This is a genomic window from Microbacterium mcarthurae, assembly GCF_046064585.1.
In the GTDB taxonomy this organism is placed as follows: domain Bacteria; phylum Actinomycetota; class Actinomycetes; order Actinomycetales; family Microbacteriaceae; genus Microbacterium; species Microbacterium mcarthurae.
On the sequence record NZ_JAROCE010000002.1, the window covers coordinates 154,779 to 168,961 of the forward strand.

Here is a 14,183-nt window from a genome sequence, read left to right on the forward strand (position 1 = left end):
CGTGGTCATGGAGTTCCTGTCCGTGGGGTGGTTCGGGAGACACGGGAGGGGCGACGCGGGCGCCCCTCCCGTGCCGTCGATCACTCGATGGCCTGCTGGATCTGGCTCTGAGCGGTCTGCAAGAGGTCGTCGATGTCCCCGCCGGCGACGGCCTTCTGGGTCAGCTCGTCGATGGATGTGATGACGTCCACGCTGTTGACCACCCCCGGGAGCAGCGCACGACCGGTGGGGGCGATCTCGCTCAGGGCAGCGACCACGGGGTTGGACGAGACTTCACTCAGCGGGATGTCGGTGCGCAGCGGCGGCCAACCGGACGCGAGCGACCATTCCGTGGCGACGTCCTCCTGGAAGAAGTAGGCGAAGAACGCCTCTGCACCCGCCTTCTTCGCCTCGTCGGCCTGCTCGGTGACGCCCATGGCGACGCCGATGGCCGAGGCGGCCTGCTCGGCCGGACCCGCGGGGATCGCGGCGATCCCGTAATCGATGTTGTTGTCCTTGGCGATGGATGCCATCCACGGACCGCCCACGTGCATGGCGGCCTTGCCGGAGCTGAACAGCTCGTCCGCGCCGATGCCGTCGAGGCCGGTCGGAGAGATCTTGTCATTCGTGATCGCGTCGGTCCAGAAGGCGAGCGTCTCGGCGTTCTGGGGCGAATCGATGACTGCTTCGTCCGTGCCCTCGACGATCTGACCTCCGCCGCTGAGCAGGAGACTCGGCCACAGGCCGTTGGCGACCGTCGCGTGGTCGGGGATCGCCACGCCGTACTGCTCCGGCGTGCCGTCGCCGTTCTCGTCGACGGTCAGCTGCGTGGCATCCGCCACCCATTCGTCCCATGTCGTGGGCGCCTCTGTGATGCCGGCCTCGGCGAACAGCGCCTTGTTGTAGAACATCGCCAGCGGCACGAATCCGGTCGGGACCCCGTACGACGTGCCGTTCACCGTGACCATGTCCACGGCCTGGGGGACGAGGTCGGCGGTGTTGCTGTCGGCGTTGGCGTAGAAGTCCGTGAGGTCGGCGAAGGCACCGCGATCCGCGTACACGGGCATGCGCTCGGCCGGCATGGCCACGATGTCCGGGCCCTGGTCGGAAGTCAACGCCGGGAGGAGGGTGTCGTCGATGACCGCCCACGTCTTGGTCTCCGGGGTGATGACATAGGCGTCCTGGGACGCGTTGAAGTCAGCGACGATCTGGTCGAGGACCTCGCCGTCGGCTTCGGTGTAGCCGTGCCAGAACGTGAGCTGGACCGGGCCCTCGGTGGCCGGGCTGGAGGAGCCGGAGCATCCTGCCAGCACGAGGGCCGTCGCTCCCACCGTCGCGAGGACGGCTGCGGTGCGGTTCATCATCTTCGATGCCTTTCTGTGACTGCGTCGTCGGGTGCGCCCCAGTCGAGCAAGGGGCAATGCTGTTTACAACGATGTAGGTAAACGTTGTAAAAGGATGATTGCTCGACGTGCTGTGATTGTCAAGCGTCGGCGTCAGCCCCGGGTGGACTCGCGTTCGACGAGCCGGAAATCCGCGAGGATCTCGCGCGGCGCGGTGTCGTGATTGCCCGCGATGCGCTCCACGAGCAGCTCGACGGCGACCCGCGCGATCTCATCGCGACCAGGGTCGATGGTGGTCAGTGCCGGCAACGAGTACCGGGTCTCGTCGAGGTCGTCGAAACCCACGATCCCCACGTCCTCCGGGATGCGGACACCGCGCTCGAGGAGGACACGCATCGCCCCCAGAGCGAGTGAATCGTTGAATCCGACGACGCCGTCGAATTCGATCCCCGCATCGAGGACCGCCCGCATGGCATCGGCACCATCAATCCGATGCCACCGATCGACCGGCACGACGAGCTGCGGGTCGACCGGACGCCCGGCTTCCGCGAGCGCCGATTCGTATCCTCGCAGCCGCAGGCCCGCGGACCCGACGACCTCGCCCGGGTGCGACCCCAGCGCGAGGATGCGCCGGCGACCCGACGTGATGAGGTGCGCCGTCGCGGCGTGCGCCGCCTCGGTGTTGCGCATGGTCACGTGATCGTGCGCGGAGTGGAAGATCCGCTCTCCCAGCAGAACCATCGGCATCCCGACGTCGTCGAGCAGCGCAGCATCGTCTTCACCCAGGGAGAGCACGGAGTAGAGCACTCCATCCAACCCTCGGCGGCGTGCGCCCCGGAGGGCCGCGAGCTCGCTGTCCCGCTCGGCGTCGAACTGCTCGATCAGGACCGAGAAGCCGTGCGCGCGGGCGGCGCGCATCACATCGTCGGCGAGTTCGGCGAAGTAGGGGTTCCGAAGGTCCGGAACGATCAGGCCGATCATGTCCGTCCGCCCCGATCTCAGGCTTCGAGCGGCCTGGTTCGGCCGATACTGCAGCTCGTCGATCGCAGCCTCGACGCGCTCTCGCGTGGCCGACCGCACGTGCGGGTAGTTGTTGATCACGTTCGAGACCGTCTTGATCGACACCCCGGCCGCGCGGGCCACATCGTGCAGCGTTGCGCTCATGGCATCCCTCCCGGTTCCGTGCCGACTCTACAACGTTGCAGAAGAACTCTTGACGCACCCCCCGTCGTCCCCTAGCTTCGGGATCGCTCTACAACGTTGTAGTCGTAGGGCGCATCCCACGCGAGAGCGGGTCGCTGCGCTGACGCGGGCGCGTGCCGGCTCCGACCTCCCCGACAGAGGAGCAGGAACCATGTCCCCTTCCCCGAATCCCCGCCGACCACACCGCCGCGCGCTCACCGCTGCCCTGGCGGCCGCGGCCCTCACGCTCGCGGCCGTTTCGGCCCCGATGTCCGCCTCTGCCGTCACGACCGGGAACGGCTCCGTCGTGTACGCGCCACCGGCAGGCTCGTCCTTCAACCCCGAAGGCGGAGTTCCGGCGGGCACGACGTACGCGAAGATCATCGTCCTCAAGAACAACGGATCCGCCAACGGCACCCAACTGGTGACCTACGACAAACTCGTGCTGCAAAACGGCAAGCAGGTGTATCCGATCCACCGGAGCACCGACAACGGGACAACCTGGACGAAGATCGCCGACGTCGATCCCAGCGTCGCTTTCCCCGGCTACACCCGCACGGCGCAGCCGTTCCTGTACGAGATGCCCCAAGCGTCAGGATCGCTGGCCGCCGGAACACTGCTCCTGACCGGGATGATCATGCCGCAGGATCGATCCTCCAGCCGGCTCGTCGTCTACAAGAGCACCGACCGCGGCGCCACCTGGACACCCTTGAGCACGATCGACGCCGGCGGCCCCGCCGTCTACGACCCGAGCCCCACGTCGACGACGACCACGGTGTGGGAGCCGTCGCTCGCGGTGGATGGGGGCGGCGGACTCGTCGCCTACTACTCGGACGAACGCCAGAAGTCTGCGGGCGTGCTGCAAGCGGTGTCGTACCGCCGCTCGGTCGACGGAGGCCAGACGTGGGGGCCGCTGGTGAACGTGTCCGCACCACCGAACCAGAGCGACCGTCCCGGCATGATCACCGTCACGAAACTCCCCGACGGTCGATACCTCGCCACTTTTGAGGTGGTCAACCGCCCGAGCCAGTCCCAGAACACCGCACCGGTGTACTTCAAGACCTCCGCGGACGGCTTGAATTGGGGCGACACGACCAGCATCGGCACGCCCGTGCGGCTCGCCGACGGCCGAGGCATCGGGTCATCGCCCTACGTGAAATGGGTGCCCAGCGGCGGACCGAAGGGCACGGTGATCGTGGCATCCAAGTGGTCGCTGACGGCAACCGGTGCGATCGACGGCGGCCAGAACTTCTACGTCAACTACAACCTCGGCGAAGGCCCGTGGGAGCGGCTCCCCATGGCCGTGACGTACGACGCCAGCGACACCCAGGGCGGTAACTTCAGTGGATTCGCGCAGGGCATCGACATCGGCACGGACGGCCGGACGCTGTATCAGGCCACGAACGTCGAGAACACGGCGACGGCGTTGAACGACATCCGCGTCGGCTCCATCCCGGTGGACGCGCAACAGTACGAAGCGGAGAAGGCCACCGTCACGGATGCCGCGGTCGTCGTGCACCCGCAGGCCGCGAACGGGCAGAAGATCGGCAACATCAACAACAGCGGCAGTGCCGTCCAGTTCACCGTCCGGGTGCCTTCTGCCGGCACCTACACCCTCGACGTGCGCTACGCCAACGGATACGGCAGCACCGCCAGCCACACCGTGAGTGTCAACGGCGGAAGCGCCTCGTCCATCTCGTACCCGCCCACGGTCGACTGGGGACGCTATGCCTGGGCGCAGAAGACCGTGACGCTCAACGCGGGCGCGAACACGATCCGCTTCGGCAAGGGGACGAACTTCGCCGAACTCGACACCCTCCGCGTGTGGCGCACCGCCGGTCTGGATCCGCAGTTCCAGATCACCAATCGCAACAGCGGCAAGCTCTTGGAGGTCCTCGGCGCGTCGCTGGCGGACGGCGCCGCGGTCGGCCAGTGGGGCCCCACCGCCCACCCGACGCAGCGGTGGACCCTCACACCGTCGGGGACGAGCACGCAGCTGACGAACCTCAACAGCGGCAAGCTCCTCGAGATCCCGGCGGCATCGACCGCGGACGGTGCCGACGCCGCGCAGTGGGGGCCGACCGGGAGCGCGACGCAGCGGTGGAACGCGTCCACCGCGGGCGGATGGTGGACTTTCGCCAACGTCAACAGTGGCAAGCTCCTCGAGATCGACGGATGCGCCACGGCCGACGGCGCGGTCGCGCAGCAGTGGCCCGCGAACGGGCTCACGTGCCAGCAGTGGCGTCTCACGCGGGAGGGCATCCAGTAGCGAGAACAGTCGTCCGCGGGCCGCCCTCCGACCAGGGCGCCCGCGGACGACCGTCGCGTCAGATGACCTCGGCGCTCCAGGCATCCGGGCGACCGAAGCGGAACGCCTCGATCGAGACGGCCTGCTCCCGCAGGAACGGCAGCAGCTCGATGCGGCCCGCCGTCGTGACCTCGCCCGCGTAGACCGTGAGTGCGGGGTCGCCGCCGACCGTCTCGGCCAGGGCCACGCGGAGTGTCTCGACCGACGCGGGGGTTCCGATGAGCCGCACGCGCGAAGCGCGGGGCCCGGCGGGCGCGACGTCGACGGGGGTGCCGTCGTCGGCCGGTTCGGCATCCGGGATGCCACCCGCCATGCGCTGCAGCCACTCCGCGTCCGTCTCGACCGAGACGGGCACCCCGGTCTCACCGAGGAGGTGCCGCACGGCGGCGGGGAGTCCCACGGGGGTGCTCAGGCCGAACGAGGATCCGGACCGCACGGCGGCCACGAGGACGCGCAGCACCGCGTGCCACGGGGCGTCCGCGGTGGCGCGTACGGCCACGTCCGTCGGCCGATACCGCAGGAGGTTGCGCTCGAGGACGAGACGTGACGCGTCCTTGACGCGGCCGAATTCGCGGTCCCACGCCACCGCGTCCGAGAGCGCGCCCCGACGGAGCCACTCGAACGCCGCGTAGTCGAGGGTCGGCTGCGCCGCCTCGATCAGCGTCGAGATGCGCGTGTCGAGCCCGCGCAGGTGCAGCGTCGTCGACGCGGGTCCGCCCGACGACGGGCGCCACGACCCCAGGGCGACGAGACGGTTGGGCCCGCCGGACATCGCCCCCGGTCCCACGCCCGCCGGTCCCCATCCGCCCAGCGGCTCCCGCTGCACGACGGTTCCCGTGGTCGGGCGGTTCACGCGCAGCACCGCCGCGTCGACGGTGTCGAGCCACAGGTCGAGGTCGGCGGCGTCGCGGGTGTGGAGCCCCGCGACGAAACCCGACCCGACGAGGTTCTGCAGCTCGATCGCGCGCGTCAGCGTGGGGGCGTGCAGGATGCCGAGCACCGGCGCCGCGACCGCGGCGCGGGTGAGGTGCGAACCGGCGTGGACACCCGTGCGAACCCCGGGCGTCCAGAAGCGTCCCGCGGTCTCGGGCCCGAGGTCGAGCTCGCGCGGCTCCACGAGCCAGCGCTCACCGTCGGCGAGCACGGTCAGCGCACGACGCACGTCGCCGGTGGGCTCCTCGACCAGCGGACCGACGTCGGACAACGGGTCATCGGCGGGGCCGACGCGCAACGATGACACGGCATCCTTCAGCTGCGCGAGGAACCGCGTCGAGCGCCCCGCGGCGCCCACGAGGATCACGAGCGAGGACGCGGTGGCGGCTTGACCGGCACGCGCGAAAGCGCCCTCGACGATGTCGGCGACGGCACGGTCGAGGTCGGCCGACGGCGTGACGACGACCGCGTTGCGGCCGGCGGTGAGGGCCTGCATCGGCAGGTCGGGCCGCCAGGCGACGAAGCGTTCGGCGGTCGACCGCGCACCCGCGAGCAGAACGCGATCGACACCCGGGTGAACGATGAGCGCGCGACCGGATGCCTCCTCGTTGAGGTCGACGAAGGCGAGCACGTCGCGCGGGACGCCCGCCGCCCAGAGCGCCTCGGCCACGACGGCCCCGGCTCGTCGCGCGCGCGGCGACGGTGTGAGCACGACACCGGAGCCGGCGGCGAGCGCGGCGAGGGCCTCGGCGGCGCACAGCCCGACCGAGGAGTTCCAGCGCGGAGCGACGACGGTGACCCGATCGGGCGAGAACACCGCCCCGGCGACGCGGTCGAGCTCCTTCGCCGTCACCGCGTAGTACGCCGCGGCGTCGACGGCGGTGTCGACCTCGGCATCCGCCTCGGCGAACAGCGCACCGCTCTCGGAGGCCAGGACCTCTACGAGAGCGGCGCGGCGCTCGGCGAGCGACCGGGATGCCGCACCGATCACCACCGCGCGGTCGGCCGCGGCACGGCTGCCCCATTCCGTCGCGGCCTCGCGCACCCGGGTGAGCACGGCGTCCAGTCCGGCCTCGTCGTCCACGCGCCCGCCGGCCGCGGTGGCGTCGCCGGCCGTCGATCCGTCGACCGCCGCCCACACCTCGTGCACCCACGCGCGGTCCTCGGGAACGCCCGGGTCGGTGGCGGGGGTGTTGCGGAATCCCGGCGCCGCGCCCGCGAGCTCGGTCGTCTCGCGGATGGAGAACACGGCGGTGTCGACGAAGGCCTGCCCGCCGAAGAGCATCTGCTGCACGTCGGGGGCGAGAGCCGACGTGTCCCCCGGGGCGGCGTCGCGGGCGATGCCGAGCACCGCTTGCGTGAGCCCGGGGTCGGCGGGGTCGTCCACGGCCGGCTCGCGCAGGAGTGCGGGGGACGGCGTCGCCGCGCGCTGCCCGACCCGCCGCGGCGCCGGCGTCGCGTCGGGCGTCGCGAGTGCGGCCGCGATCCGGTCGCGGACGTCGGTGTCGTCTGCGCGGGGCGGTACCGTTCGCGCCGCGAGCGGGGCGATGACCGCGTCGACATCGTCGGGGTGCACGACGGGAGCCAGGACGATCCTCGGCCCCGAGGCGATGGGCTCGACGCCCAGCGGCACCGCCCGGTCGATGCTCGCGCCGACGGACTCGGCGAGCGTCTGCGCCAACGCCGCGCGCACCGGATCGCTGGTGGCCACCTCCACCCGCAGACCCTCGGCACCGCGGCGTCCGAGCGCCTCGCGCACGGCCGCGACGGTGAGGGCGTCGAGGTCGGCGGTCGAGGTCGCGACGGGGGCGGGCCACCCGTGCCGCGCGGCACGGAGGGCGTCGTCGGTGAGAGGAACGGCGTCGTCGAGGCGGACGACGAGCGGCGCGCCCCCCGCGGCCGCCCGCACGCCCGCCCACGCGGCCAGCTCCCGCAACGCTCCGAACGTCTCGGGGACGGCGACGGGCAGCGCGATGCCGGCGGAAGCCGACGCCGCGCTCGCCTCCTCGAGCACACGCGTGAGCACAGCAACGGTGAGATCGAGGTCGTCGCGCCCCTCGACGACGAGGGTGACGTGTGTGCCCGACGCTTCGGCGTCCACGAACAACGGCAGCAGACGCTCGGCGGCGTGCTCGACGTCCGCCTCGAACGCCCACGCCGACATGCCGGTGACCACCTCGCGGACCGCGAACGACACCCGGTCGACGTCGTCTCGGGCGACGAGGGCGCGGATGCCGTCGAAGCGGTGCCGTGCGGCGCTCTCGCCGAGGACCTGCGGCGCGGTGAGCCGCACGTCCGGGACGGCTCCGTCCTCTCGGCAGGCCGCGAGCGCGGGGCCGAGGCGGTCGCTGCGCGCGTCGAGGAAGAGGGAGGAGAGCGCGTCGGCGAGCGCCCGCCGCACGAGCGGCACGGCCGGCGTCGGCAGAACCGGGGCGACCGCACCGCCGAGCTGCACGGCGCCGCGAAGCATCCAGGGAACGGTCGAGGGCACGTCCGCAGCCACCCGGCGCAGCGCGGCGGCGGGAGCGGTCGTCCCCTCCGGTCGCAGGATGCCGTCGGCGGCGTCCGCGAGGAAGCGACTGGCGTCCGGTGCCGGCGGCAGGGGCCCCGACTCGACGAGGGCGACGGCGCGCTCAACGGCGTCGCCGGAGAGCAGGGAACCGTGCGTCTGCGGATCGTTCTCGCTCATGCTCCACAGCCTAAGCAGAGCGCGTGCCCACGACCCGAGGCCCGCCGGTCCGCCCGCACAACGACAGCGAGATCGACGAAGCCCCGGCCGCACGAGCGGGCGGCCGGGGCTTCGTCGGAGACGTCAGTTCTCGCTGACGCGGCGGCGACGACGCAGCGCCAGGCCGAGACCCACCGCCAGGAGCCCGAGGACGACGGCTCCGAGCGACAGCGCTCCGCCCGTCACCGCCAGCGACGGCCCCGCGTTCGGAGCGGCCGGGACGCTCGCCGGCGGCGTCGTCACGCCGGGTCCGGCGGCGCGGATCTCGAGGGGCACCGACACCCGCTCGTCCCCGATGAGGGCGACCAGCTCGTGCCGTCCCGCGGTGACGTCCGCGGGGAGGGTGACGGTGACGCGGAACGCTCCGGCGGCGTCGGTGCGCACGGCGCCCAGGTCGACCGGTGTGGAGCGCAGCTCCAGACGCCCGTCCGTGTCGGCGGGCCATCCCGTGCCCGAGACGGTGAGGACGCCACCGGCGACGAGGTCGCCCGACACCGCCAGCGTCGGGTCGCCCGCCTCGGTGCCGATCGCGGCCGACGCGGTCCCCCCGACGTTGCCGGCGAGGTCCACGGCGCGGTAGGTCACCGCGGTCGCGCCCTCCGGGACGGTGACGGTGGCCTCAGCGCCCGCGGACGTCGTCCAGGCACCGCCGTCTCCCACCCGGTACTCGATGCGGTCGACCCCCGAGCCCTGGTCGCTCGCGGTGAGACGCACGGTGCGGGTCGTGGCATCCACCTCGCTCGTCGCCGTCGGGGCGAGACGGTCCAGGCGGATTACCGCGGTGACGGATGCCGAGACGTTGCCGGCGGCGTCGATCGCCCGGAACGCGAGGTCCGCCGTCCCGTCGACCGGAGTGAACGCGCCGGTGTACGCCGCCCACGTCGTCCCACCGTCGGCGCTGATCTCCAGGCGCGGAGCGTCATCGGTGTCGTCGGTCGCGGTAGCCGAGACCGATACCGGGGACACGTACCAGCCGTTCGCTCCGTCGGGCGCGGCGGGCGTGGCCGCGACCGACACCGTCGGCGCCTGGGTGTCGGGCGTGCGAGTGTGCATCCGCAGGAAGGTCACCGAGTACGGCGCGAACGTCCGCGTGAAGGTGCCGCTGACGGCGACCTCCGTGGTCTCCGGCGCCACGGGGGTGGCATCCGCGGTGTTCACCGCACCCGGGGCCGCGGCCAGCACCGTCATCTGCGCGGTGGGGAGCACCGCGAGACCGCCGAGGTCGATCTCGGTGACGGCTTCCTTCGCCTGCGCGTTGACGACCTTGAGGATGACATCACCCGTCGCCTCGTCCGTCGTCATCACCTGCGCGAAGGGTTCCACCGCGGTGTTGGTGAACTCCCCGGCCTGCTGTCCGTCGACGAACAGCGTCACTTCGGGACCGCGCACCTGGATGCGCAGGTCGTACGTGCGCCCGGTCTCGACCCGGGGCGTCCCGGTGTCGGTCACGATCGACTTCGCCCCGCCGACGGCCTTCTCGACCACGCTGCGGGTGTTGCCCCATCCGCCGAGGTTCCACCACAGGTAGTCGGCCGACCCCTGCACACCGAAGCCGACGAGGAAGCCCTCGGCACCGGCGAGCTTGGTCGCCTTCAGCGACACGTCGTAGTCCGTGGCATCCAGGGCGGGACCGGCGACGAGCGTGTTGTTCGCCGTCGTCGACGACTGCACGTAGCTGCCGTCGGCCGCCGACCACGAGCCCGCGGTGGCGAGCTTCGTCCAGCCGTCGTCGTTCTTGTCGGCGAAGTCGTCCGCGAACAGCGTCTCCCCGCCGGGGGTCGTGACCTTGACGTCGTCGTAGCGTGCCGACGTGCTCCATGTCGACAGGCCCACGGCGCCGGGGAGGCTCGTCGGCGCGAGGTCTCCCCCGGCCTCGGTCGGCACGACGCGGTCACCGGTGTTGCGCATGAACAGCTTCTGCACCTCGTAGTTGGCCGAGCCCCACACCTGGTCGCGGTCGAACCAGATGAGGTCGGGTCGCCACTGCGTGCTGCTCTGGTCGGCGAGGAGCGGCGCGTACGACGCCATCTTCACCACGTCGGCGTTGCGCTCGATTCCGGTCATGTACGCCGCCTCGGACAGCGCGTTGAAGAAGCGGTTGTCGCGCGAGGCGTACTCGCCGATCCACACGTCCGGTCCGTTGCGGTCGTACGCGTCGTAGCGAGCGTTGTGCGACAGGAACCACGACGGGTCGCGGTAGTAGTGCTCGTCGACCATGTCGACCTTCTCCGCGCGGTTCTGCTCCCAGTGCTTCTCGAACGTCGCGCCCTCGGCGTCCGGCCCCGAGTTGCTGATCAGGATCATGTCGGGGTACTTCGCCTTGATGGCATCCCGGAACTTCACGAAGTTCGCCATGAACGCCTCGGGGTAGTTTTCCTCGTTGCCGATCTCGATGCGGTCGAGACCGAACGGTTCCGGGTGCCCCATGTCGGCGCGGAGCTTGCCCCACGTCGTGTCGACGCCGCCGTTAGCGAACTCGATGAGGTCGAGCGTGTCCTGGATGTGCCGCTCGAGCAGAGCCGGGTCGGTCGGCTGCAGCGCCTGACCGCAGCCGTTCAGCAGCGCGGGCACGTCCGGCACGGGCTTGGCGCCGATGTCCTCGGCGAACTGGAAGTACTCGAAGTACCCCAGGCCGAGCGACTGGTTGTAGCCCCAGAAGTTGGCGTTCGTGGCCCGGGTCTCCACCGGCCCGACGCTGTCCTTCCACTGGTACGACCGGGCGCGCTCGTACCCGGATGCCGCGGAGTAGTCCTCGTGACTGTTGACGTTGACGATGCAGCCGCCGGGGAACCGCACGAACTTCGGGTGCAGGTCGGCGATCTTCTGCGCGATGTCCTTGCGCAGACCGTTGGGGCGCCCCATGAACGTGTCCTGCGGGAACAACGACACCTCGTCGACGCGGAGTGTTCCGGTGCCGCCGGCCTGCAGGAGCAGACGGGCGCGGTCGGTCGTCGCGGTTGCGGTGACCGTCCCGGTGTACTTCACCCAGCCGTCGCCGGCCACCGTCGCGGTGAAGGGGTTCGACACCGGGGTGCCGTCGGCGGTGCGCAGCACCAGCGAGACGGCGGTACCGACGGGAGCCGTCGTCCGGGCCCAGTACGACACGTCGTACACGGCGCCGGAGGTGAGCGCGATGCCGGTGTCGAAGCCGGCGTTCTCGACGCCGTATGTGCCCGCGCCGGTGCTGGTCAGATCCAGCTGCAGGTAGGTGCGGTTGCGGTCGTTCATGCGCGACGCATCGTTCACCGGCTGCGCCGAGCCGCTGCCCCCGACGCCGACGGGAGTCCACGCGGTCATGCCGGTGAAGTCGCGGTTGTCGACGGGCAGGAACTCGAACGAGCGGTTGCGCACGAGCTCCGCGTAGAGCCCGCCGTCGGCGGCGTTGTTGATGTCCTCGAAGAACACGCCGTACATCTCGTCGGAGATCTCGGCGCCCTCGTCGTCCGGCGACGCGGTGATGGAGTAGTCCGCGGTCTCATCGGTCGGGTAGGCCTCGAGCAGACGCTGCTGCTCGGCCGCGCTGATCGGCAGCACCGTGCCGTGCCGCGGACGCGTCGGCAGCTCGGCATCCGGGACCGACGTCCAGTTCCCCGACGCGATGTCGCGCGTCTCGAACATCATGTAGCCCTGGCCGCCGTGGTAGCTGGGCTGGTCGACGAGCATGTACCAGTGACCGGCCTCGGCGTTGTCGGCGAACACCGTGGGACCTTCGCCGTTGGTGAACGTGCCACCCCACGGGTTGGGCTGGCCGACGCCGATCTGCTCCTTGACGAGCTGCCAGCCGGGGGTCGAGGTGGTGGTGGGGAGCGACCCGGTCACGGTCGCGGTGAGGTCGGTCGAGCGCTCCTGACGGACGGTCATGGATGCCTCGTCCTTGATGAACCGGTAGAAGACGTCGCCGTCGCGCACGATCGTGGCGTCGATCGTGCCCTTGCCCGCACCGCGCTTCACGTCGACCCAGGGCTGGGGCTCGCTGAAGGTCACGAAATCGCGCGTCGTGACCATCATCATCCGGTTGTAGCTGTCGGCGGCGCGGCGACCGTCGGTCGAGGCGCTCGGGTACAGGTTCGAGGCCCAGTAGACGACGTACTCGCCGCGCTCCGGGTCCCACGTGGCCTCGGGCGCCCAGGTGTTTCCCGCGAGGGCGCTCGACACCGTGATCTGCCGCAGCGGGCTCCACGTCACGAGGTCGTTCGACTGCCAGACGTTGAGCTTCCGGCTGCCCACTTCCTGCGCCCGGCCGAAGTCGCCGTTGTACCGGTCGAACATGTTCAGGTCGGTCGACAGCATGTAGAAACGGTCGCCGTCGGGCGAACGCAGCACGAACGGGTCGCGGATGCCTTCCTCGCCCTGGTCGGAGGTGAGGACGGGCTTCCCGTCGTTCAGGGTGAGCCAGCTGCGCGGGTCGTTACCGCGTGACGTCGCGAACGAGATCTCTTCGTCGGTGGTCGTGCTCTCGCCGGTGAAGAAGGGGAAGAAGTAGGCGCCGAGCTCCTGCGCCGCGGGCAGCGGCTGCACGACGAGCGAGAAGCTGCGGGTCGCCGAGCTGGACCCCTTGCTCACGGTCGCTGTGACCTCGACCGTCCGGGCAGCGGCACCGTGCGCGGGACGCGTCACCTCGCCGGTCGCCGTCACGACGGCGGCGTCGGAGGACGCCCACGCGACGGTGGTGCCGTTCTGCCCGCTCGTGGGCAGCGTCACGTTGCCCCGCACGTCGTCGGCCCCGGGCACGGCGAGCGCGGCCGCCGCGGCATCTACGTCCTCCTGGTTCGAGGGCGTGCCCTCGGCGACGAGCGCTTTCACATCGTCGTCGGTGAGGGCGGTGTCGTAGATCGCGACGTCGCGGACGCCGCCCTTCCAGAACCGGTCGGGGTACGACGACTTGCCGATGTACGACACCAGGCCGGTCCCGAAGTCGGCGACGGTTCGCGTGGATGCCACGGTGCCGAGCTTCGTGCCGTCGAGGTACGCCGTGATCGAGGTGGGCGTGATCACCGTCGTGTACAGCGCCCACGCGTCGGTCGCCGCAGGGCCCGCGACGCCGCGCGAGGCGTCGGTGGGCGAGATGCCGCGCTCGAGCGTCCACGGCTGTCCGATGCGCGGACCATCGGTCAGGACGGACTTGACCCGCCCTGCGGGGTTGGACGGGTTGAGCAACCAGTACTGCTGCGGCAGGTTCTCGGTCGTCCCGAAGAACATCGCCGCCTGGTTGCCCGCGCCGGTACGGTCCTGAAGCCACGCCGACACTGTCACCGTGCTGCGCCCGTCGAAGAGCCCGGTCGGCAGTTCGACGTAGGCGGCGCTCGATCCCGCAGCCCCACCGGGCAGCGACAGCGCATCGCCGTCGATCGCGAACCCGGTTCCGCGGACCGTCGCGTCGCGCCCGTTGCCGGACGCGTCGGGAACGGTCGTACCGGTGGTGCCTGCGAAGTCATACGAGGCGATGGGCGTGGGCAGCGGTTCCGCGGCGACAGCGGCGGCGGGGACGAGGCCGCTCAGCACCACGGCGACGGCGGCAAGGAGGGAGCCGGCGCGGCGGATGGTCTTCCCGCGCGCGGCCTCCTCGGTTCGGGGGTGTGACAGCACCAAGATCGTCCTCCTCGACGATGGGTGGGCCGGTGGACCGGCAGAGGGGCGCTAAATGTGAGCGCTCACTTTCGCACCATCTTCGATGGGCTGTACATCGGCTGTCAAACGGAATATCTGTGGT

General features: G+C 70.9%; 5 protein-coding genes. 1 reads left to right on the plus strand and 4 read right to left on the minus strand.

Going from position 1 to position 14,183, the window contains the following annotated elements; all coding sequences use genetic code 11:
- Positions 1-80: 80 nt before the first annotated feature.
- Both P5G46_RS07340 and P5G46_RS07345 read right to left on the minus strand, forming a co-directional pair.
- Positions 81-1,343: an ABC transporter substrate-binding protein gene (locus P5G46_RS07340; protein ID WP_408905356.1), complete on the minus strand. Its 1,263-nt coding sequence runs from the start codon at positions 1,341-1,343 to the stop codon at positions 81-83.
- Between the two features lie 132 nt (positions 1,344-1,475).
- On the minus strand, positions 1,476-2,486 hold the full coding sequence (locus P5G46_RS07345; protein ID WP_375095138.1) for a LacI family DNA-binding transcriptional regulator: 1,011 nt from the start codon (positions 2,484-2,486) through the stop codon (positions 1,476-1,478).
- A gap of 190 nt (positions 2,487-2,676) precedes the next feature.
- Between P5G46_RS07345 and P5G46_RS07350 the strand changes: the two genes are divergently transcribed.
- Positions 2,677-4,773, plus strand: a complete 2,097-nt coding sequence (locus tag P5G46_RS07350) for an RICIN domain-containing protein (protein WP_408905357.1) — start codon at positions 2,677-2,679, stop codon at positions 4,771-4,773.
- Between the two features lie 58 nt (positions 4,774-4,831).
- Here P5G46_RS07350 and P5G46_RS07355 read toward each other — a convergent pair whose 3' ends face one another.
- Together P5G46_RS07355 and P5G46_RS07360 are read right to left on the minus strand one after the other, a co-directional pair.
- Positions 4,832-8,434, minus strand: coding sequence for a proline dehydrogenase family protein (locus tag P5G46_RS07355; protein ID WP_408905358.1), 3,603 nt, complete (start codon positions 8,432-8,434; stop codon positions 4,832-4,834).
- Between the two features lie 123 nt (positions 8,435-8,557).
- Entirely contained in the window at positions 8,558-14,059 is a 5,502-nt protein-coding gene (locus P5G46_RS07360; RefSeq protein ID WP_408905619.1) for an alpha-L-arabinofuranosidase C-terminal domain-containing protein, read from the minus strand.
- Between the last annotated feature and the right edge of the window lie 124 nt (positions 14,060-14,183).